This is a genomic window from Albidovulum marisflavi (assembly GCF_025751435.1).
Classification (GTDB): Bacteria; Pseudomonadota; Alphaproteobacteria; order Rhodobacterales; family Rhodobacteraceae; genus Albidovulum; species Albidovulum marisflavi.
The window spans coordinates 98,156-117,946 of the sequence record NZ_JAOWKY010000001.1; the positions used below are offsets into that span (position 1 = coordinate 98,156).

Sequence of the window (19,791 nt, forward strand, 5' to 3'; positions counted from 1 at the left end):
GGTCGTGCAGCCCCTTGCGGGCATGCGGGCGATCTGGCACGTTTTGGCATGAAAACTCAGAACCTTACCCCCTCGCCCTGGTCCGACGTCGCCCCCCGCCTTGTCGCAGTCGCCGCGGGCCGTGCGCCTGCCGAACTTGTCATTCGCGGCGGACAGTGGGTCAACGTCCATACCCGCGAAATCCTGCCCGGCCACGACATCGCGATCGCCGAGGGGCGCTTTGCCGCGATCGCGCCGGACCTGACCTACGCGATCGGCCCTGAAACCGAGGTGATCGAGGCGCAGGGTCGTTTCATGGTTCCGGGCCTGTGTGACGGCCACATGCACGTGGAATCGGGGATGCTGACCCCAGCCGAGTTCGCTGCCGCGGTCATTCCCCACGGCACCACGACGATGTTCGCCGACCCGCATGAGATCGCGAACGTGCTGGGCATCGAGGGCGTCCGAATGATGCATGACGAGGCGCTGATGCAGCCGGTCAACATGTTCATGCAGATGCCCTCCTGCGCACCATCCGCGCCTGGACTGGAGACGACGCCGTACGAGATCGGCCCGGACGAGGTGACCGAGGCCATGAGATGGCCCGGCATCGTGGGGCTGGGCGAGATGATGAACTTCCCCGGCGTGATCGCGGGCAGCCAGCAGATGCTGGCCGAAATCGCCGCGACCCAGCGGGCGGGCAAGACGGTGGGCGGGCATTACGCCAGCCCCGACCTTGGCCCCAACTTCCTCGCCTATGTCGCGGGTGGTCCCGCCGACGACCATGAGGGCACGACCGAGTTGGACCCTGTGGTGCGCGCGCGTCAGGGGATGCGGGCGATGATGCGCCACGGCTCGGCCTGGTTCGACGTGGACCGCCAGATCACGGCGGTGACCGAAAAGGGGCTGGACCCGCGCAACTTCATCCTGTGCACCGACGACTGCCACCCCGGCACGCTGGTCGAGGAGGGGCACATGGACCGCGCCTATCGCCGCGCGGTGGAAAAGGGCTGCGATCCCCTGATCGCGTTGCAGATGGCGACGATCAACACTGCGACGCACTTCGGCCTGGAGCGAGAACTGGGTTCGATCACCCCCGGTCGGCGCGCCGACCTGATCCTGACCCCTGACCTTCGGACCTTGCCCTGCGAACTTGTCATCGCCCGGGGCCGGACCGTCGCGGAAAACGGTCGCCTGACCGTTACATGCCCGCACTACGACTGGCCCGCGAAGGCAAGGGACACGGTCCGGATGGGCGCGGACAAGACGGCAGAGGATTTCGCGATCCCGGCGCCGAAGGGCGCGTCGAAGGTGCGCGTCAAGGTCATCGGCATCGTCGAGAACCAGGCCCCGACCCGCGCACTGACCGCAGAACTGAACGTCAGGAACGGCACGGTCGAGCCCGACGCGGCCCAGGATGTCGCGCAGTGCGCGGTGATCGAGCGGCACAAGAGTTCGGGCCGGATGGTGAACGGCTTCGTCAACGGGTTCCGCTACAAGGGCCGCATGGCGATGGCCTCGACCGTCGCGCATGACAGTCATCAGATCATCGTCGTCGGCACCGATCGTGAGATGATGGCAGAGTCCGCCAACGCGATTGCGAAGATGGGCGGCGGCTTTTCGCTGTGGAAGGACGGGGAAGAGATCGCCCAGATCCCGCTTCCGGTCGCCGGGCTCATGTCCGACGCGCCCGCCGCCGAGATGGCCACCAAGGCCTCGAACCTTGTCGCGCGGATGCGCGATTGCGGCTGCGACCTGAACAACGCCTCGATCCAGCATTCCTTCCTCGCCCTCGTCGTGATCCCCGAACTCAGGATTTCCGACCTGGGCCTTGTCGACGTCACCAGGTTCGAGTTCACCGAGCTTTTCGCATGACCAACACCGCCCCGGTTCTCACCCCCGACGCCCCCGTGGCCGAACTGTTCACCGACGCCACCGCTGCAGTTTCCAGGCTCGAGGCGCTTTATGCACAGTCGACGGCATTTCTGTACGACCAGTTCACCCGCGCGCTCGGCGGCCACCGCCCGCCGTCGCGGGTCCGCGCCTTCTATCCCGAGGTGCGGATCACGACGACCAGCCATGCCAAGGCCGACAGCCGACTGTCGTTCGGTCATGTCGCCGTCCCTGGCACCTATGTGGCGACCATCACGCGGCCCGATCTTTTCCGCAACTACCTGATCGAGCAGATCGGCCACCTGATCCGCAACCACGGCGTACCGGTCCGGGTCGGGCCCAGTTCCACGCCGATCCCGGTGCATTTCGCGGTCGCGTCGAACCCGCACGTCAATGTGCCCCAGGAAGGCGTGCTGGATTTTTCGCTGCGCGATGTCTTTGACGTGCCGGACCTTGCCACCACGAACGACGATGTCGTCAACGGCACGGCCAATCGCAATCCCGACGGCTCCGACCACCTGGCGCCCTTCAGCGCGCAGCGGGTTGATTACTCGCTTGCCCGGCTCAGCCACTACACCGCGACGGATGCGGAGCATTTCCAGAATTTCGTCCTGTTCACGAATTACCAGTTCTATGTTCAGGAGTTCGAGGCCTACGCCCGCAAGGCCCTGGGCGACCCGACGTCGGGCTACACAGCACTTGTCGGCCCCGGAAATGTCGCGATCACCGCACCCGACGGCGATTTGCGTGAACCGGCGAAGATGCCCCAGATGCCGACCTACCACCTGAAGCGCCGCGGCGGCCAGGGCATCACGCTGGTCAACATCGGCATCGGCCCGTCGAACGCCAAGACGGCGACGGACCACATCGCGGTCTTGCGGCCGCACGCCTGGCTGATGGTCGGCCATTGCGCCGGGCTGCGCAATTCCCAGTCGCTGGGCGATTTCGTGCTGGCGCACGCCTATCTGCGCGAAGATCATGTCCTTGATGCCGACCTGCCCGTCTGGGTGCCGATACCCGCCCTTGCCGAGATCCAGATCGCCCTGCAGGAGGCGGTCGCCGACGTCGCCCACATGGACGGGTTCGACCTGAAGAAGATCATGCGAACCGGTACCGTCGCGACGATCGACAACCGCAACTGGGAACTGCGCGACCAGTCCGGCCCGGTGCAGCGCCTGTCGCAGTCACGGGCGATCGCGCTGGACATGGAAAGCGCAACGATCGCGGCGAACGGGTTCCGCTTCCGGGTTCCGTACGGCACGCTTCTGTGCGTTTCGGACAAGCCGCTGCACGGCGAACTGAAGCTGCCCGGCATGGCGACGGATTTCTACCGCACCCAGGTCAGCCGCCATCTGCAGATCGGGGTGCGCGCGATGGAGAAGCTGCGCGACATGCCGGTCGAGCGCATCCACAGCCGCAAGCTGCGTAGTTTCGAGGAAACAGCCTTTCTTTAACGCTGCGAAAATCGCCCTAAATGGGCGAAAATCGCTTGCTTTGACGCGCGAAGTGATGTGATTGACCACAACAGGCTGTGAACGAAAGCAAATGACCCCCAACAGAACGGGGCCAAAGAGGAGACAGACATGTCCAAACCCATGACCAAGACCCAGCTCGTGGCCGCGGTGGCGGAAGCGATGGGCTCTGACAAGAAGACCGCTTCGGCCGCTCTTGATGCGATCGCCTCGGTGGTGACGTCGGAAGTCGTCGGCGGCGGTGCCGTGACCCTGCCGGGCATCGGCAAAGTCGTTTGCCGCACCCGTCCGGAGCGTCAGGTGCGCAACCCCGCCACCGGCGAAAGCATTACCAAGCCGGCGGACAAGATCGTGAAGATCTCCGTCGCCAAGGCTCTGAAAGACAGCGTCAACGGCTGACCGGCCGCCCCGTGGGGCAATCGGTAGGTTTGCGGGGCCGCCCTTGGGGCGGCCCTTTTCCTTGCAGGGCGGTGCGGCGTTTCGAAGACGGTCGAAGTGCTTTCCTTCGCCGGTGGAACATGGCAATCAGCCCCGGGGGCCCTGGCCCGTACGGGAAGGATGAACGATGGACCTGCGCGCAATTCTGATGGGGCTGGCCTTTGCCTTCATGTGGTCATCGGCCTTCACCTCTGCCCGCATGATCGTCGCCGACGCGCCCCCGTTGAGCGCGCTCGCGCTGCGGTTTCTCATCTCAGGGCTTATCGGCGTATCTATCGCGGCGGCGGTCGGGCAAAGCTGGCGGCTGGGCCGCGGCCAGTGGCGGTCCGTCATGATCTTCGGCCTTTGCCAGAACGCGCTCTATCTTGGGCTGAACTTCGTCGCGATGCAGTGGGTCGAAGCCTCGCTTGCCGCGATCATCGCGTCCACCATGCCGTTGCTGGTCGCGCTGCTTGGGTGGCTTTTCATGGGTCAAAAGGTCCGGCCACTGGGCATTGCCGGACTGTTCGCAGGCGTCGTCGGCGTGACGATCATCATGGGGTCGCGCTTTTCCGGCGGCGTCAGCGTCGAAGGGCTGATTTTCTGCGTTCTGGGCGCCTTGGCGCTGGCCATCGCGACGCTGACGGTCAGAAGCGCGTCGTCGCAGGGCAACGTCCTGATGATCGTGGGGCTTCAGATGTTCGTCGGCTCGGCCGTCCTTGCCGTCGCAGCCATGCTGACCGAAACGTGGCACGTGAACTGGACCCCCAGGCTGGTCATGGCCTTCACCTATACTACTCTGGTCCCCGGCCTGCTGGCCACCTGGGTCTGGTTCCGGCTGGTCTACCGCATCGGCGCGGTGCGCGCCGCGACCTATCACTTCCTCAATCCGTTCTTCGGGGTCGCCGTTGCGGCGATCCTGCTGGGCGAACAGCTTGGCCTTGCCGACATCGTGGGTGTGGTGATCGTGGCCGCTGGCATCCTTGCGGTTCAGCTGTCCAAGCAGGCCCCCAGCCCGCTGACGCAAGCGCCCGCACGCTGAGGCGCGGGCTTCAGGCCGGGCCGATCTTGCCCCGGACGCCGCCTGTCTGCCCCCGGTCCAGAAGCAGGTGATCCAGGATCACGCATGCCATCATCGCCTCGCCCACGGGCACGGCGCGGATGCCGACGCAGGGGTCATGGCGGCCCTTCGTGATGATCTCGCTCTCGGCGCCGGAAATGCCGATCGTCCGGCGCGGCGCCAGGATCGAGGAGGTGGGCTTGACCGCGAAACGCACGACGACGTCCTGACCGGTCGATATCCCGCCCAGAATGCCGCCCGCATGGTTCGAGGAAAACCGCGGCCGTCCGTCGTTGCCCATGTAGATCTCGTCGGCGTTCTCGACCCCGGTCAATTCCGCCGCGGCCATCCCTTCGCCGATCTCGACGCCCTTGACGGCGTTGATGGACATCATCGCCGCTGCCAGATCGGTGTCGAGTTTGCCGTAGATCGGCGCGCCAAGTCCAGCGGGCACGCCAGAGGCCACGACCTCGACCACCGCGCCGACCGAGTTGCCGGATTTGCGCAATTCATCCAGATGTTCCGCCCAGATCGCCGCCGCGGTGGCATCGGGACACCAGAACGGGTTCTGCCCCACCTGATCCAGGTCGAACCGGTCGCGATCCGCCTTGAGCCTACCCATCTGGACCATGTAGCCGGTGATCCTGATCTCGGGCGCCAGCGCGTCCAGTGCGGCCCGCGCAAGGCCGCCCGCCGCAACCCGTGCCGCCGTTTCGCGCGCCGAGGACCGGCCGCCGCCGCGATAGTCGCGGATGCCGTACTTCTGCCAATAGGTGATATCGGCATGGCCAGGCCTGAACCTCTCGGCGATGTCGCCGTAGTCTTTCGAGCGCTGATCGGTATTCTCGATCACCAGTTGCACCGGCGTGCCCGTCGTCCGGCCCTCGAAGACGCCGGACAGGATGCGGACCTGGTCGGGTTCGCGGCGCTGCGTCGTGTACTTGTTCTGCCCCGGCTTGCGGCGGTCAAGCCAGTTCTGAAGCATGGCCTCGTCCACCGCGACCCCGGACGGGCAGCCGTCAACCGTCGCGCCCAAAGCGGGCCCATGGCTTTCACCCCAGGTGGTGACACGGAATAGATGTCCGAACGTGTTCAGGCTCATGGGGCGCTTCCTCGGCTTTGGGGCGGGCATATCGAAGCGCGCGTCGCCACTCAAGCGCCTTGGCCTTCAATCTTGTCGAAATGCGCCGCACATGTGCCGATGCGGCCTGGTCTTCCGCCCCTGTGCGATGGTCCCTTGTGGTTCCGCGGGCGCGGCGCTACGGTGCTGCCCACCTCGGGGTGCCCTGGCGACAGGGCTGAGATGCGCAAGCGGACCCGTTGAACCTGAACCGGTTAGAACCGGCGGAGGGAAGGTCGGACAAGATCCCCCATCTCCGCCCGCCTGACCATTGGAGGATGAGAGATGAGAAAATCCCTGATGATCGCGGGTCTCCTGGCTACCACGACGCCGTTTTCGGCCGTGGCGCAGGACAAGCCCGTGCTGACGATATACACCTACGACAGCTTCGTGTCCGAATGGGGCCCGGGCCCGGCCGTCAAGGCGGCCTTCGAGGCGGACTGCGGCTGCGACCTTCAGTTCGTGGGCTCCGGCGACGGCGCGGCGCTTTTGGCACGCCTGCTGATCGAGGGCGCGGACAGCCCGGCGGACATCGTGCTGGGCCTGGACACGAACCTGACCGCCGAGGCGGCCGCAAGCGGTCTGTTTGCGCCCCACGGACAGGCTCCCGCTCTGGACTTGCCGGTCGGATGGAGCGATCCGCTGTTCCTGCCCTATGACTGGGGATACTTCGCCTTTGTCTACGACAAGACGAAAGTTGATACTGTTCCCTCCGATTTCGAAGCGCTTGCGGCGTCGGACCTCAAGATCGTGATCCAGGATCCGCGTTCTTCCACGCCGGGTCTTGGCCTGCTGCTTTGGGTGAAGCAGGCCTATGGCGAGAAGGCGGGCGGGATCTGGTCCGAACTTGCCGACAACATCGTCACGGTCACGCCGGGATGGTCCGAGGCCTATGGCCTGTTCCTGAATGGCGAGGCGGACGCGGTGCTGTCCTACACGACGTCGCCCGCGTATCACCTGATTGCAGAGGGCGACGACACCAAGGCCGCCATGCCATTCGACGAAGGCCACTACATGCAGATCGAGGTGGCGGGCAAGCTTGCCGCAAGCGATCAGCCGGACCTTACCGACAGATTTCTTGCCTTCATGACCACCGATGCATTCCAGTCGGTCATCCCCGAGACCAACTGGATGTATCCCGCCAAGACGCCGGAGGCAGGTCTGCCCGAAGGCTTCGGCACGCTTGTCGTTCCTGGCAAATCGCTTTTGTACCCAGCCGATGAAGCCCGCTCGATCCGCGACGAGGCGCTTGCCGAATGGCAGGCCGCACTCAGCCGATAATCCGCACCCTCGCGGTGGGAGGAGCGCCGGCGGCGCTCCTTCTCATGCTGACCTTGGGAACGCTGGTCGCGGTCTTCCTGCGTGCCGACGGCGTGGGCGCGCTTGGACCTGCGGAATGGGCCGCGATCCGCTTCACGATCTGGCAGGCGTTCCTTTCGGCCCTGTTTTCCTGCGTGCTCGCCATCCCGGTCGCACGCGCGCTTTCGCGGCGCAGCTTTCCGGGGCGGGCCCTTTTGATCGCCCTGCTCGGGGCACCGTTCATCCTGCCGGTGATCGTGGCCGTGATGGGCCTGTTGGCCGTCTTCGGCCGCGCGGGCATGCTGAATGCGGGATTGGTCTGGCTTGGCTTGCCACCCGTGTCGATCTACGGCCTGCAGGGCGTCGTACTGGCGCATGTCTTCTTCAATCTGCCGCTGGCCGTGAGGCTACTGCTTCAGTCCTGGGTCGAGATTCCGGCGGAAAGGTTCAGGCTGGCCGCCTCGCTTGGCATGGGACCGGCCGAGATCGCGCGCTATCTTGAACGCCCGATGCTCCGGGCCGCGCTCCCGGGGATCTTCCTTGCGATCTTCCTGATTTGCCTGACCAGTTTTGCCGTGGCGCTGACGCTTGGCGGCGGTCCGCGCGCGACGACGGTCGAACTTGCGATCTATCAGGCGTTCCGCTTCGACTTCGACCTTGGCCGCGCCGCGCTCTTGGGGCTTGTGCAGGTTTGCCTTTGCCTTGCCGCATCCGTTCTTGCCCTCGCCATCACCAACCCTTCGGCCTTTGGCGCGGGGCTCGATCGCCAGGTGGCGCGTTGGGATGCCGCGGGCCCGTGGTTGAAGGCGCAAGACGTCATGGCCCTGGCGCTGACCGCCGTATTCCTGCTGCTTCCGCTAGCGCTCATCACCTTGCGGGGCCTTGCCGCCCTGCCGGGGCTTCCCGAGGCCGTCTGGGCCGCCGCGCTTCGGTCGCTGCTGGTCGCCCTGGGGTCGGCGGCCGTGACGATTTCCCTGGCGCTCCCGCTAGCGATGGCCATCTCAAGGGCCAGCGCCGGGGCCGCCAGTGCGCTTGAAACACTGGCGATGATCCCGCTTGCGACATCGTCACTGGTTCTGGGGACCGGGCTGTTCCTTGTCCTGCGGCACTACGCCGATCCCGCAACACTTGCCCTGCCCGTGACCGCAGCCGCAAACGCCACCCTTGCGCTACCCTTCGCGACCCGTATCCTGCTGCCTTCCGCACGCGCGGTCGAGGCCGATTACGGCCGCCTTGCCGACAGTCTGGACATGACCGGCATCGGCCGCTTGCGCCTTCTGACGTTTCCGCGCCTGGTGGGCCCGCTGCGCTTCTCCGCCGGTCTTGCCGCGGCACTGTCGATGGGCGACCTGGGAGTCATCACCCTGTTCGCGGATCCTCAGACGGCCACATTGCCGCTTCAGCTCTACCGACTTATGGCGGCATACCGCATGGAGGATGCAGCGGGGGCTGCTGTCCTGCTGCTGGGGTTGTCCTTCGCTCTGTTCTGGATCATCGACAAGGGGGCCCGGCCCGATGCTCGTGCTTGATGACATCACCATCCTTCAGACCGATTTCAGCCTGCGCGCCAACCTGACCGTCGCCGCGGGCGAAAGGGTCGCGATCCTTGGTCCGTCTGGTGCCGGAAAGTCGACGCTTCTGGCGCTGATCGCGGGCTTCCTGGCACCCGCCAGAGGCCGGATCCTTTGGGATGACCAGGACATCACGGCATTGCCCCCCGGCACCCGGCCGGTTTCGATCCTCTTTCAGGATCAGAACCTGTTCCCGCATCTGACCGTGGCTGAAAACGTGGGCCTTGGGCTGAGAAAGGATCTGCGACTGATCCAAGAGGATCACGCGCGGATCGCCACCGCGCTGGACCGTACGGGCCTGCACGGTATGGGCGGCCGCCGCCCCGGCACCCTGTCAGGCGGTCAGCAAAGCCGCGTCGCACTTGCCCGTGCGCTTTTGCGCGAAAGGCCGCTTCTGCTTCTGGACGAACCGTTTTCGGCCCTGGGACCAGCGCTCAAGGCAGAGATGCTGGACCTGGTCGCCGAAATCGCGGATCAGAACGGGACCACGGTGCTGATGGTCAGCCACGACCCCGAGGACGCGCGCCGGATTGCGCGTCGCACGATCCTCGTGGCCGAGGGCACGGCGCATCCGCCCGCGGACACACCGGGGCTTCTGGAGAACCCTCCGCCCGCCCTTTCCGCCTACCTTGGCACCAAATGAAGACGCGCCCCGAAAGGGGCGCGTTTTGTTGTTTGTCAGGTTTCCCCGGGCGATCAGGCCGTGGTCTTCCGGCCCTTGACCCCAGCCCAGAGGCGCTTGTTGGTCAGGTACAACAGGACGGTCAGCAGTCCCAGGAACAGGACGCCCACGAAGCCCGCCTGCTTGCGCGCCATCATCTTCGGTTCCGCCGCCCACATCAGGAAGGCGGAGACGTCTTCGGACATCTGCTCGACCGTCGCCGGGGTGCCGTCCTGGTAGGTCACCAGGTCGTCAGACAACGGCGCCGGCATCGCGATCCAGCCGGTCGGGAACGCATGGTTCTCGTAGAAGGTCGTGCCAGCCTCTTCCTTCTCCTCGCCGGTGTAGCCGGTCAGGAGCGCGTGGATGTATTCCGGTCCGCCGATGCCCTTGAAGAACTGGTTGATGCCCAGTCCGTAGGGCCCGTGGAACGCGGCGCGGGCCTTGGCGATCACGCTCAGGTCCGGTGCGCCGGCACCCGTGTTGGCCGGGAACTTGTCGGCCGGCGTCGCCGGACGCTCTTCGCCGGTTTCCCTGTCAATCACCGAAAGGTTCGACGCGTAGGCACGCACCTGGTCTTCCGGCAGGTTCGGACCGCCTTCTTCCGAAAGCTCGCCGATGCGCACCTGCTTCATGCCGTGGCAGGCCGAGCAGACTTCGGTGAAGACCTGAAGCCCGCGCTGAAGCTGATGCTCGTCGTAGGTGCCGAACGGCCCTTCGAACGAAAAGGCGAAGTCCTCGATATGTGCGCCGCTTTCGGCGGCAAAAGCCGCCCCGGTGGACAGGGCCAGAACGGAAGCGGCCGTGATTGCGAATTTCTTCAGCATCTCAATCTTTCCTTTCCGCTCACTCGGCCGGATGCGCGCCGTAGTGCGCCTTGAAATCTTCCTCGATGGTCGCCGGCACAGCCTTGGGCTTCTCGATGATGCCCAGAAGCGGCAGCAGGACCAGGAAGTAGGCAAACCAGTAGGCCGCCGCGATCAGCGAGATCCAGGTGTAGATCCCTTCCGCCGGCTGGGCCCCGACCCACATCAGGACGACGAAGTCGACGATCAGCAGGTAGTACCACCAGCGGAACATCGGCCGGTACTTGCCCGAGCGAACACTCGAGGTGTCCAGCCACGGAGCAAGCGCCATGACAGCGATCGCCCCGAACATGGCGAGCACGCCGAAGAACTTCGCATCGACGATGCCGAAGGTGATGAAGTTCACCAGCTGCACCAGCCAGACGTCCGCGGTGAAGGCGCGCAGGATCGCGTAGAAGGGCAGGAAGTACCATTCGGGCACGATGTGCGCGGGCGTCGCCAGCGGGTTCGCCTCGATGTAGTTGTCCGGGTGACCCAGGTAGTTGGGCATGAAGCCGACGATCGCGAAGAAGACGGTCAGCACCAGCGCCAGCGCGAACAGGTCCTTTATCACGAAGTAGGGCCAGAACGGCAGGGTGTCCTTCTCGGCCTCGGCCTTCGAACCGCGCCGCACTTCGACACCCGTCGGGTTGTTGTTGCCGGTGGTGTGGAAGGCCCAGATGTGGACCGCAACAAGCGCCGCAATCACGAACGGCAGCAGGTAGTGCAGCGAGAAGAAGCGGTTCAGCGTCGCGTTGTCGACTGCCGGTCCGCCCAGAAGCCAGGTCTGGATCGGTTCGCCGATGCCCGGGATCGCACCGAACAGGCCGGTGATCACGGTCGCGCCCCAGAACGACATCTGGCCCCAGGGAAGCACGTAGCCCATGAACGCGGTGCCCATCATCAGCAGGTAGATGATCATGCCGACGATCCAGGTTACTTCGCGCGGCGCCTTGTAGCTGCCGTAGAACAGGCCGCGGAAGATGTGGATGTAGACCGCGAAGAAGAACAGCGACGCGCCGTTGGCGTGCAGGTAGCGCAGCATGTGGCCGCCGTTCACGTCGCGCATGATGTGTTCGACCGAAGCGAAGGCCTTGTCGACATGCGGCGTGTAGTGCATCGCCAGCACGATCCCGGTCGCGATCTGAAGCGCAAGGCAGAATGCAAGGACGATGCCCCAGATCCACCACCAGTTCAGGTTCTTCGGCGTCGGGATCATCAGCGTGTCGTACATCAGGCTGACGACCGGCAGACGCCGGTGCAGCCACTGCTCAAAACCCGACTTGGGTTCGTAATGGTCGTGCGGAATACCAGCCATGGTCGTCCCCCTCAGCCGAGTTTGATGGTGGTGGCGTCGACGAACGCCGCGATCGGCACGTCGAGGTTGCGCGGCGCGGGGCCTTTGCGGATGCGGCCGGCGGTGTCGTAGTGCGAGCCGTGGCAGGGGCAGAACCAGCCGCCGAAATCGCCTGCGGCATTGCCGAGCGGAACGCACCCGAGGTGGGTGCAGACGCCCATCATGACCAGCCACTCGCCGGCTTCGTCCAGCGCGCGATTCTCGTCCGATGCGTCAGCCTCGCCCGCGATGTTGGCGTTCTCGGCCTTGGTGTCGATCAGGTCCGCCATGCTGACGGACCGGGCGGCCTCGATCTCTTCGGCCGTGCGGCGGCGGATGAAGACCGGCTTGCCGCGCCACTTGACGGTCAGCTGGGTGCCGACAGCGACGCCGCTCACGTCGACGAAGATCGACGACAGCGCCTTGACGTCGGCCGAGGGGTTCATCTGATCGACAAGCGTCCAGACGGCAGCGCCGCCCGCGACAGCGCCGGCTCCGGCGGTGGCATAGTAGAGGAAATCCCTCCGGGTGCCTGCGTGTTCTTCTGCGTGAGACACGAGTTATTCTCCCTTCCTCGGCCAGGTGCCCGGCCATACGACGATAGGGCGGCGGTTTCCCGCTACCTTCCCGGGCGGTTATTAGCGGTCAATTTCAAGCCCGTCCAGCGGACAATCGAGCGCATCTGTCGTTCTTTTCACGCGTTGCAAGCCCGTAGCGGGTCGGCGGCGGGGGCCGCCAGGGCCAGGCGCCGCCTTGCAGCGCCCGCAACAGCAATCACTGAAAGCGCCTATGCGGAAAGACCGATCGCCAGCTTCGCCGCGAATCCTGCAAAGAAGACGGAGACGGCAGCGTTCACGGCCGGCGCGGCCTTCAGGTAGAAGCGCGCGGCCGGCGCGCTGGAAAACAGCATGGCGTAGACCGCGTGGATCGACCCTGCGGTGATCGCAGCGCCCGCGCTCAGCACCGCAATGTCGCCCGGACGCGCGATCGCAACGGGGAAAAGCGACAGCACGGCCACCCAGGTCGTAAGCGCCTTGGGGTTCGTCGCGTTCACGCCCAGCGATCGCAGGAATGCGGCACGCTCGCCCAGCCCCGACCGTTGCGCCAGTTGCCTTGCGCCGGATTGCCAATCCTGCCGGGCGCGTGTGGCGTGGCGAACCGCGAACCACAGCAGCAGCAGGATCCCGACCAGGGTCAGCACCGTCTGAAGGTATGGGAACAGGCGGAAAAGCCCGGCCATGCCCAGTGTCATCGCCAGACACCACCCTCCGATTCCCAATCCGACGCCCAGGGCCGACGCCAGCCCGGCGCTCCGCCCCGAGCCCATGGCGGTGGAGATCGTGTTCACCACGTTCGGCCCCGGCGACAGGACATTCATCGCGAGGAACGCCCAGACCGCCCAGAACGCTCCGGGATCAAGCGTCATGCGGCGGGCGGCTCCGTGGCCTTCATGCTGTCGCGCGCGGCAAAACGCTCATGCCAGGCGGCAAGGTTCGGACGGCCTTCGCGCCAGTTGCGCGCGCCATGCCGGAAATCGAGGTAGGACAACGCGCAGGCCGCAGCGACCTGTCCCATGTCCAGCGGACCGGCCAGATGGTCGGTCCAGCGTGCCTCCAACGCATCCAGCGCGCGTGCGATCTTGCCCCACTGGCCTTCGACCCAGTCGGCAAACCGCTTTTCCTCCGGCCGCAGGCGGGCTTCGTAGACCATCAGCAGCGCGGCCTCCAGGATTCCGTCGGCCATCGCCTCAAGCGTCAGGGTGCGCCAAAGGCGCGGCGCCTCGGGATAAAGCCGGCCGCCCGCGCGCGCATCCAGGTAGCGGCAGATCACCCGGCTGTCGAAGATCGCCGGACCGTCGCCGGTAACCAGCGCCGGGATCTTGCCCAGCGGGTTGTCGCCAAGCGGCATCGTGCCCGGATCAAGCGGCGTGCCCGAGACGCTGAATATCTCGAAATCGGCCGTCTGGCCGGTCTCATGCAGCAGCACCATGACCTTGCGGCCGAAAGGTGTTGTGGGGGAACAAAAAAGCTGCATCGCGATCTCCGGCTCTGGATGTTCGAGCCACCAGACGCCCGACGATGCCGGGTGTCAAGGCGGCCTGTGGCGGACCTTTCTTGGCGCGGCCCTGCCCCGGCCGCGGAGCCTGCTTCTCAGGCCTTGTCACGAACCTTGAGGTGATTGCCGGCACCATGCTTCACCTCGAATCTCGGAATCGCGCGCAACAGGTCGGAAAGCTTGGGCTTGCCGTAGCTGCGGCTGTCGAAGTCGGGCGCAAGCTGCGTCATGAACTGCCCCAGCTGGCCCAGCGAATACCAGTCCTGATCGGGATCGATCCGCTTCATCGCGTCCAGGATGAGAGGGATGGCGTCGAGCGGCGGCTTCTTGTCCGGGGTGGACTCCGCCGGTTTCTCGGGCTTGGGCGTCGCTTCTTTCGCGGCGATGGCGCTTTCAGCCGGCTTCGGGGCCTCGGGTTTGGCCGACGGCGCAGAGGCGGCGCCCGCCCCGCTCGTGATGTTCTCGATGAAGATGAACCGATTGCAGACCTTGCGCAGGGAATCCGGCGTCTTCGCCTCGCCGATGCCGATGACCTGCAGCCCGTCCTCGCGGATGCGGCTGGCAAGCCGGGTGAAGTCGCTGTCCGAACTGACCAGGACGAAGCCGTTCACCTTGCCCGCGTGCAGAATGTCCATGGCATCGATCACCAGCCCGATGTCGGAGGCATTCTTGCCCTTAGTGTTGGCCGACTGCTGGTGCATCACCAGGCCCAGGTCGCGCGCCTCCTGCTTCCACTGGGAAAGCGCCGGGCTCGACCAGTCGCCGTAGACGCGCCGCAGCGACGGCTCGCCGAAGGACGCAATCTCGTCGAGGATCGCCGAAGCATTTTTCGCCGGGATGTTGTCGGCGTCGATCAGGACGGCAAGAAACGGGGTCTGTCGCGGTACCTGCATGAAAACTCCTGATGCAATCGTCGCAATCCTGCGCCACAGCCATCGGGAACGCAACGCCGCGCTGTCAGACCTGGACCGCCCGCATCAGCGCGGCAAGGCCCGCGATCTCTGCCCCGATCCCCGCGGCCTCGATCCCGGACGCCGCTCCGTTGCGCGCCGATACGGGCTTGTTCTGTCCCAGCTTCCAGGTGCCATCGACGGAAGCGATGTCGAAGCGACACGGCACGATCATGCGCATCAGCCGCTCCACCACGTCGGGTTTCACCTTGTCCACACGCCAGGGTTTCTTTCCCCCGATCCGGTTTTCGAACTCGGCCGAAAGCCGGTCAAGCTGGCCGCGCAGCTCGGCGCCGGACAGGCGCCGGAGCGTTCCCCTGAGATGGACCGCGACATAGTTCCATGTCGGCACCTGGTCCTCCATTCCGTACCAGTCCGGAGAGACATAGCCATCCGGCCCGGAGACGGCGATCAGCGCCGGAGCTGGCGCCTCGATCGCCCGCGCGATCGGATTCGATCGTACAAGGTGCATCTCGGCAAAGCCGTCGCGAAGCACAAACGGCACATTAGAGGCCAGGGGGCCTTCGGGGCCGTTGACGCTTAACACGCCGAAGCCGCGATCCTTCGCGAAGGCCAGATTCCGAACAGCTGTTTCCTGACGATAGACGGGATTGGGATGCATTGGTCACCTCCTGCGTCTTACTACCCGGACCGGGAGCGCCTGACGCGCGATGAAATGAAACGGGGGCAATCGCGGGACCCCTCAAATTCCGTTTTGCCGCGGACCCGAGTCGCACGACTATGGAACCCGCTGCGTCTACGAGCGGGGCCCTTTATGGACTGGAATCTGATCACAGCGATCGCGTCCATCGTCGGTGTCATCGGCGGCATTGTCTCGGTCGGGTTTCTGGTCTTCGAGGTTCGCCACAATACCCATGCCATCGAAGGCGCCACGGTCCAATCCCTGATGAGCCTCGAACGCGATGTCTTTGCGCTCTTGGCCGATAACGCGGAGCTCTTTCTGCGCGGCTGCGAAGCCATCGAGGCCCTGACGCGCGAAGAAAGGTTCCGCTTCGACAGGATCGTCGGCGCGCAGATGTCGCTGATCTACAGCGCCTTCGTTCAACACGGAGAGGGCCTGATGGGCGATAAGATCTGGGATGCCTATCTGAACGCAGTCGGGCGCTACATCGCATTTCCCGGTTTTGCGGAAAGCTGGGGGACGCTCAAGCCCGCTTATCCCCGGTCATTCCGCGAAGCGATCGGACAGAAGTTTCCCGAGGCCGGATAACCGCGCCGCACGCCATGAAATTCAGCTCAGGCCCTCGGTCTCGATCCGGATCGGCGCGCCGCAATGCTTGCAATGAATTGCATCCTGATCGTGAAGGCTCAGCCCGCAGGTCTGGCAGACCTGGCGGACCTTCAGCGGCCGGAACATCACCTGCGCCAGCCTCAGGAACAGCGTCACGCCGAAGATCATCACCAGGACCGAGATCATCCGCCCCGAGGTTCCCGCCAGCGTGATGTCGCCAAATCCAGTCGTCGTCAGCGCGGTCACGGTGAAATAGAGCGCGTCGGCGTAGTTCGCGATCTGCGGATTGCTTTGGTACTGCGTCGCGTAGACAAGCCCGGTCATCACGAACAGGAACACGATCAGGTTGATCGCAGCGATGATCACGTCCTCGTTCTTGCGGAAGAAGGGAAAGTCCATCCTGAGCCGGTGCAGAAGCTGGTAGGTGTGAAGCAGTCTGAGCGTCCGCACCACGCGCAGGAAGCCAAGGCCCTCGCCCGCCAGCGGCGCCAGGAACGAAACGATCGCAACGATGTCCGCCAGCGTCGCCGGCAGGATCAGGAACCTGAGCCGGCGGTTGGCCAGAAGAAGGCGAGCCGCGAAATCGGCAAAAATGACGACGCCGAACAGCGCGTCCACCGCCTCTATCCATTTCCCGTGACTGCTGAAGGATGTCGCGATCACGAAGGTGATCGTGACAAGGTCGAAGACAAGCAGCCAATAGCGGAACCGGTGCGCGCCCGCGCTATTGCCTTCATAAAGTTCCCGCAGCCGTTCGAACCTTCGTTCCGCCATCGACCGCCTTTCGTGTCGCCCGCGCCCTGTCGCATTTGTGCGGGGGCGCGGGCGGTTGCGTCAATAGACGACGACCGAGCGGATCGATTCGCCGGCGTGCATCAGGTCGAAACCCTTGTTGATTTCGTCCAGGGACAGCTTGTGGGTGATCATCGAGTCGATCTCGATCTTGCCCTCCATGTACCAGTCGACGATCTTCGGAACGTCGGTCCGGCCGCGGGCACCGCCGAAGGCCGTGCCTTTCCAGACCCGCCCGGTGACAAGCTGGAACGGCCGGGTCGAGATTTCGGCGCCCGCCGGCGCCACGCCGATGATGATCGACTGGCCCCAGCCGCGGTGCGTGCATTCCAGCGCGTCCCGCATCACCTTGACGTTGCCGGTGCAGTCGAACGAATAGTCGGCGCCGCCGATCTTGTCGAAGGGCGTCTTCGTCAGGTTGACGATTTCCTGGACGACGTTCTCGCATTCCTTCGGGTTGACGAAGTGCGTCATCCCGAACTTCTCGGCCATCTCTTTCTTGCCCGGGTTCAGGTCCACGCCGATGATCATGTCGGCGCCCGCAAGGCGCAGGCCCTGGATCACGTTCAGGCCGATGCCGCCCAGGCCGAAGACCACCGCCTTCGCCCCGATTTCCACCTTGGCGGTGTTGATCACGGCGCCGATGCCCGTCGTCACGCCGCAGCCGATGTAGCAGATCTTGTCGAAGGGCGCGTCCTCACGCACCTTCGCGACCGCGATTTCCGGCAGAACCGTGTAGTTCGAGAAGGTCGAGCAGCCCATGTAGTGCAGGATAGGGTCGCCATCGAGCGTCGAGAAGCGCGAGGTTCCATCCGGCATGAGGCCCTGGCCCTGCGTGCCGCGGATCGCGGTGCAGAGGTTGGTTTTCTGGCTCAGGCACGACGGGCAGGCGCGGCATTCCGGCGTGTAGAGCGGGATGACGTGATCGCCGGGCTTGACCGATGTCACGCCGGGGCCGACCTCGACCACCACGCCCGCGCCCTCGTGACCCAGGATTGCGGGGAACAGCCCCTCGGGGTCGGCGCCCGAAAGGGTGAATTCGTCGGTGTGGCAGATGCCGGTGGCCTTGATTTCCACCAGAACCTCGCCCGCCTTGGGGCCGGCGAGATTGACTTCCATGATTTCAAGCGGCTTTCCGGCCTGAACGGCAACCGCTGCGCGGGTTCGCATGACTATCCTCCCGTTTCCTTGTCAGTGTTCCGGCGCGACCCTGTGCCATGCGCGCCGGATTTGCAATTCGGGAAACGACATTAAAGACCTCAGTTCTGCCGTCGTGGTTCCCGTCGATGGCCGTTTCAGCCGGCTGCCTAGCGCACCTTCAGAACGATCTTGCCGACGTGACCCGAGCTTTCGATCCGCGCGTGCGCCGCGGCGGCATCGGCCAACGGGAACGCCGAATCCATCACGGGCGCGATCCGTCCGGCCTCAATCAGCGGCCAGACATGTTCGCGCAAGGCCGATGCGATGCGGGCCTTGGCAAGGTCTGACTGCGGCCGCAGGGTCGATCCGGTGATCGTCAGCCGCCGCGCCATGACCTGCGCAAAGTTCAGCTCGACCTTGGGGCCCGACAGGAAGGCGATCTGAACCAGCCGGCCGTCGTCCGCCAGCGCCCGCACGTTCCGCGGGAGGTAATCGCCGCCGACCATGTCCAGGATCAGATCGGCCCCACCGGCATCCCTGACGATCTCGACGAAATCCTCGTCGCGGTAGTTGATCGCCCGCTCCGCGCCAAGGTCCTTGCAGACAGCGCATTTCTCGTCCGAGCCGGCGGTGGTGAAGACGCGCGCACCAAGCGTGCTGGCCAGCTGGATCGCGGTCGTTCCGATCCCCGACGACCCGCCATGCACCAGGAACAGCTCGCCGGCTTTCAGGCCGCCGCGCTCGAACACGTTGGTCCAGACCGTGAAGAAGGTTTCAGGCAGGCAGGCGGCCTCTTTCAGCCCCATTCCCCTTGGAACGGGCAGCGCGTGCGCGGCGGGCGTGACGGCGTATTCGGCATAGCCGCCGCCCGGCAAAAGCGCGCAGACCTCGTCGCCCACCTTCCAGTCCGACACGTCCGGCCCGACGGCCGCGACGCGCCCCGCAGCCTCCAGCCCCGGCAAGGGCGAGGCCGAGGGCGGCGGCGCATAGGCGCCTGCACGCTGAAGCGCGTCAGGCCGGTTCACGCCGGCATAGGCGATCTCGATCAGGATCTGCCCGGCGGCCGGTTGCGGCACGGGCTGTTCCGACATTGCCAGAACCTCCGGCCCGCCCGGCTTCGTGATTTCCACCGCGCGCATCGTCTTTGGCAGGGTCATGCTCTCTCCTATCAGCCGATCTTTCCCGGCAGGTCCTGGCGCGCGCCCGGCGCCCGGACCTCACCCAACAGACGCAGCGGTCCCGCCAGCGCCTTGCCCAGAACCGGATTGTCGCGGATCTGGGCCTTGAATTTCTCGAACCGCATGACGTCTTCGATCCGGCGATCCAGGAAGTCCCGCGTCGCAGCGCAGTCTTCGCTTTCATCGCCAAGCCAGTAGAGAACCGTCGCGGAATAGACCGCCGACAGCGTCGCGCGCTTGGAATACCAGTTGATGTCGCGGGAGGTGTCGCCAAGCGCGTTCCAGATCGCGTCCGCCGTTCCCCAGATCAAGGCGGCCCCGGTCGCCGCGTGTTGCGGCAGCGCGAAAAGGGCGGCCCCGCGCCGGACGATTTCGCGGTCCGCAACCTCAAGCCGGAAGCGGACCGCCAGCGCGATCCTGTCGCGCAAGCGCAGGGCCGACAGGTCCTCTGCCGCAAGCTGCGCCAGCATCAGCCGGTCGCCGCGCCTATGGTAATCGGCCGCAAGCTCTGCCGCAGCGCCCGGGCAGATCACCCGCGCAAGTGCTGCATCGACGCCCGCATCCTGGCAGGCCGCCGCGAAGGTCCGTTCGCCCCACCCGTCGAAAACGACATGCAAGAGCGCCGCATCCAGAAGCGATTCCCTGAGCGCCTCCATGTCCAGGCCCTTGTTTTCCATAAAAAAACCCCTTTCGGCGCAACTGTGGACAAAATCCTGCGCCTCTGCTATACGACCGCTTCCTGCAAACTCTTGCAACTCTAACTTAGGAAGG

Annotated in this window: 20 protein-coding genes and 1 riboswitch; of the genes, 8 read left to right on the plus strand and 12 right to left on the minus strand. The window is 65.2% G+C overall.

Translation table 11 applies throughout. The annotated features are described in order from the left end of the window. Nucleotides 1–48 precede the first annotated feature (48 nt). The 4 genes from OEW28_RS00485 to OEW28_RS00500 all read left to right on the plus strand — a co-directional run bounded on the left by OEW28_RS00485 (nt 49) and on the right by OEW28_RS00500 (nt 4,803). The gene (locus OEW28_RS00485) at nt 49–1,854 is read left to right on the plus strand and encodes an adenine deaminase (RefSeq protein ID WP_263732772.1); all 1,806 of its coding nucleotides are present in this window, start codon (nt 49–51) and stop codon (nt 1,852–1,854) included. Next, nucleotides 1,851–3,326 carry an AMP nucleosidase gene (locus OEW28_RS00490; RefSeq protein WP_263732773.1) on the plus strand — a complete coding sequence of 492 codons (1,476 nt, stop codon included), beginning with the start codon at nt 1,851–1,853 and terminating at the stop codon, nt 3,324–3,326. Before OEW28_RS00485 ends, OEW28_RS00490 begins: the two co-directional genes overlap by 4 nt. Nucleotides 3,327–3,455: 129 nt before the next feature. Further along, the gene (locus OEW28_RS00495; RefSeq protein WP_263732774.1) at nt 3,456–3,743 is read left to right on the plus strand and encodes an HU family DNA-binding protein; all 288 of its coding nucleotides are present in this window, start codon (nt 3,456–3,458) and stop codon (nt 3,741–3,743) included. A gap of 166 nt (nt 3,744–3,909) precedes the next feature. Then, nucleotides 3,910–4,803: a DMT family transporter gene (locus OEW28_RS00500; protein ID WP_263732775.1), complete on the plus strand. Its 894-nt coding sequence runs from the start codon at nt 3,910–3,912 to the stop codon at nt 4,801–4,803. Nucleotides 4,804–4,813: 10 nt separating this feature from the next. On the opposite strand, the gene aroC is transcribed toward OEW28_RS00500, so the two are convergent. After that, the gene (aroC, locus tag OEW28_RS00505; RefSeq protein ID WP_263732776.1) at nt 4,814–5,923 is read right to left on the minus strand and encodes a chorismate synthase; all 1,110 of its coding nucleotides are present in this window, start codon (nt 5,921–5,923) and stop codon (nt 4,814–4,816) included. 165 nt (nt 5,924–6,088) lie between these two features. After that, a riboswitch (TPP riboswitch) is annotated at nt 6,089–6,191 on the plus strand. A 35-nt stretch (nt 6,192–6,226) separates the two neighbouring features. Between aroC and thiB the strand changes: the two genes are divergently transcribed. From thiB to thiQ, 3 genes are read left to right on the plus strand one after another with little or no spacing between them, the layout of a single operon-like run. After that, nucleotides 6,227–7,222 (plus strand): thiamine ABC transporter substrate binding subunit, encoded by a 996-nt coding sequence (thiB, locus tag OEW28_RS00510; protein ID WP_412174765.1) that lies wholly within the window; start codon nt 6,227–6,229, stop codon nt 7,220–7,222. Continuing rightward, nucleotides 7,198–8,769, plus strand: a complete 1,572-nt coding sequence (locus OEW28_RS00515) for a thiamine/thiamine pyrophosphate ABC transporter permease ThiP (RefSeq protein ID WP_412174766.1) — start codon at nt 7,198–7,200, stop codon at nt 8,767–8,769. The genes thiB and OEW28_RS00515 overlap by 25 nt, the downstream gene beginning before the upstream one ends. Next, the gene (gene thiQ / locus OEW28_RS00520) at nt 8,756–9,454 is read left to right on the plus strand and encodes a thiamine ABC transporter ATP-binding protein (RefSeq protein WP_263732778.1); all 699 of its coding nucleotides are present in this window, start codon (nt 8,756–8,758) and stop codon (nt 9,452–9,454) included. The genes OEW28_RS00515 and thiQ overlap by 14 nt, the downstream gene beginning before the upstream one ends. A gap of 53 nt (nt 9,455–9,507) precedes the next feature. On the opposite strand, the gene OEW28_RS00525 is transcribed toward thiQ, so the two are convergent. The 7 genes from OEW28_RS00525 to OEW28_RS00555 all read right to left on the minus strand — a co-directional run bounded on the left by OEW28_RS00525 (nt 9,508) and on the right by OEW28_RS00555 (nt 15,280). Beyond that, nucleotides 9,508–10,299, minus strand: coding sequence for a cytochrome c1 (locus OEW28_RS00525; protein WP_263732779.1), 792 nt, complete (start codon nt 10,297–10,299; stop codon nt 9,508–9,510). Nucleotides 10,300–10,318: 19 nt separating this feature from the next. Further along, complete coding sequence (gene petB, locus OEW28_RS00530; RefSeq protein ID WP_263732780.1) at nt 10,319–11,635, minus strand: cytochrome b; 1,317 nt, start codon at nt 11,633–11,635, stop codon at nt 10,319–10,321. A gap of 11 nt (nt 11,636–11,646) precedes the next feature. Then, on the minus strand, nt 11,647–12,210 hold the full coding sequence (gene petA, locus OEW28_RS00535; RefSeq protein ID WP_263732781.1) for a ubiquinol-cytochrome c reductase iron-sulfur subunit: 564 nt from the start codon (nt 12,208–12,210) through the stop codon (nt 11,647–11,649). 230 nt (nt 12,211–12,440) lie between these two features. Continuing rightward, nucleotides 12,441–13,079, minus strand: coding sequence for a LysE family translocator (locus OEW28_RS00540; RefSeq protein ID WP_263732782.1), 639 nt, complete (start codon nt 13,077–13,079; stop codon nt 12,441–12,443). Then, nucleotides 13,076–13,687 carry a glutathione S-transferase gene (locus tag OEW28_RS00545; protein ID WP_263732783.1) on the minus strand — a complete coding sequence of 204 codons (612 nt, stop codon included), beginning with the start codon at nt 13,685–13,687 and terminating at the stop codon, nt 13,076–13,078. Before OEW28_RS00545 ends, OEW28_RS00540 begins: the two co-directional genes overlap by 4 nt. 116 nt (nt 13,688–13,803) lie before the next feature. Then, nucleotides 13,804–14,601: an NYN domain-containing protein gene (locus OEW28_RS00550; RefSeq protein ID WP_263732784.1), complete on the minus strand. Its 798-nt coding sequence runs from the start codon at nt 14,599–14,601 to the stop codon at nt 13,804–13,806. Nucleotides 14,602–14,665: 64 nt separating this feature from the next. Further along, nucleotides 14,666–15,280 (minus strand): FMN-binding negative transcriptional regulator, encoded by a 615-nt coding sequence (locus OEW28_RS00555; protein ID WP_263732785.1) that lies wholly within the window; start codon nt 15,278–15,280, stop codon nt 14,666–14,668. 153 nt (nt 15,281–15,433) lie between these two features. Here OEW28_RS00555 and OEW28_RS00560 point away from each other — a divergent pair, with 153 nt between their 5' ends. Further along, complete coding sequence (locus OEW28_RS00560) at nt 15,434–15,889, plus strand: hypothetical protein (RefSeq protein WP_263732786.1); 456 nt, start codon at nt 15,434–15,436, stop codon at nt 15,887–15,889. Between the two features lie 21 nt (nt 15,890–15,910). On the opposite strand, the gene OEW28_RS00565 is transcribed toward OEW28_RS00560, so the two are convergent. The 4 genes from OEW28_RS00565 to OEW28_RS00580 all read right to left on the minus strand — a co-directional run bounded on the left by OEW28_RS00565 (nt 15,911) and on the right by OEW28_RS00580 (nt 19,697). Further along, nucleotides 15,911–16,684: a potassium channel family protein gene (locus OEW28_RS00565; RefSeq protein ID WP_263732787.1), complete on the minus strand. Its 774-nt coding sequence runs from the start codon at nt 16,682–16,684 to the stop codon at nt 15,911–15,913. A 60-nt stretch (nt 16,685–16,744) separates the two neighbouring features. After that, nucleotides 16,745–17,872, minus strand: a complete 1,128-nt coding sequence (locus OEW28_RS00570) for an S-(hydroxymethyl)glutathione dehydrogenase/class III alcohol dehydrogenase (RefSeq protein ID WP_263732788.1) — start codon at nt 17,870–17,872, stop codon at nt 16,745–16,747. A gap of 137 nt (nt 17,873–18,009) precedes the next feature. After that, the gene (locus OEW28_RS00575; protein ID WP_263734333.1) at nt 18,010–18,993 is read right to left on the minus strand and encodes an NAD(P)H-quinone oxidoreductase; all 984 of its coding nucleotides are present in this window, start codon (nt 18,991–18,993) and stop codon (nt 18,010–18,012) included. A gap of 17 nt (nt 18,994–19,010) precedes the next feature. After that, nucleotides 19,011–19,697 carry a COQ9 family protein gene (locus OEW28_RS00580; protein WP_263732789.1) on the minus strand — a complete coding sequence of 229 codons (687 nt, stop codon included), beginning with the start codon at nt 19,695–19,697 and terminating at the stop codon, nt 19,011–19,013. Nucleotides 19,698–19,791: the final 94 nt, after the last annotated feature.

Bases quoted from the DNA above. Each gene is read 5' to 3' on its own strand.
- OEW28_RS00485 (WP_263732772.1), top strand. From the start codon at position 49: ATGAAAACTCAGAACCTTACCCCCTCGCCCTGGTCCGACGTCGCCCCC.
- OEW28_RS00490 (WP_263732773.1), top strand. From the start codon at position 1,851: ATGACCAACACCGCCCCGGTTCTCACCCCCGACGCCCCCGTGGCCGAA.
- OEW28_RS00495 (WP_263732774.1), top strand. From the start codon at position 3,456: ATGTCCAAACCCATGACCAAGACCCAGCTCGTGGCCGCGGTGGCGGAA.
- OEW28_RS00500 (WP_263732775.1), top strand. From the start codon at position 3,910: ATGGACCTGCGCGCAATTCTGATGGGGCTGGCCTTTGCCTTCATGTGG.
- aroC (WP_263732776.1), bottom strand. From the start codon at position 5,923: ATGAGCCTGAACACGTTCGGACATCTATTCCGTGTCACCACCTGGGGT.
- thiB (WP_412174765.1), top strand. From the start codon at position 6,227: ATGAGAAAATCCCTGATGATCGCGGGTCTCCTGGCTACCACGACGCCG.
- OEW28_RS00515 (WP_412174766.1), top strand. From the start codon at position 7,198: ATGGCAGGCCGCACTCAGCCGATAATCCGCACCCTCGCGGTGGGAGGA.
- thiQ (WP_263732778.1), top strand. From the start codon at position 8,756: ATGCTCGTGCTTGATGACATCACCATCCTTCAGACCGATTTCAGCCTG.
- OEW28_RS00525 (WP_263732779.1), bottom strand. From the start codon at position 10,299: ATGCTGAAGAAATTCGCAATCACGGCCGCTTCCGTTCTGGCCCTGTCC.
- petB (WP_263732780.1), bottom strand. From the start codon at position 11,635: ATGGCTGGTATTCCGCACGACCATTACGAACCCAAGTCGGGTTTTGAG.
- OEW28_RS00540 (WP_263732782.1), bottom strand. From the start codon at position 13,079: ATGACGCTTGATCCCGGAGCGTTCTGGGCGGTCTGGGCGTTCCTCGCG.
- OEW28_RS00545 (WP_263732783.1), bottom strand. From the start codon at position 13,687: ATGCAGCTTTTTTGTTCCCCCACAACACCTTTCGGCCGCAAGGTCATG.
- OEW28_RS00550 (WP_263732784.1), bottom strand. From the start codon at position 14,601: ATGCAGGTACCGCGACAGACCCCGTTTCTTGCCGTCCTGATCGACGCC.
- OEW28_RS00555 (WP_263732785.1), bottom strand. From the start codon at position 15,280: ATGCATCCCAATCCCGTCTATCGTCAGGAAACAGCTGTTCGGAATCTG.
- OEW28_RS00560 (WP_263732786.1), top strand. From the start codon at position 15,434: ATGGACTGGAATCTGATCACAGCGATCGCGTCCATCGTCGGTGTCATC.
- OEW28_RS00565 (WP_263732787.1), bottom strand. From the start codon at position 16,684: ATGGCGGAACGAAGGTTCGAACGGCTGCGGGAACTTTATGAAGGCAAT.
- OEW28_RS00570 (WP_263732788.1), bottom strand. From the start codon at position 17,872: ATGCGAACCCGCGCAGCGGTTGCCGTTCAGGCCGGAAAGCCGCTTGAA.
- OEW28_RS00580 (WP_263732789.1), bottom strand. From the start codon at position 19,697: ATGGAAAACAAGGGCCTGGACATGGAGGCGCTCAGGGAATCGCTTCTG.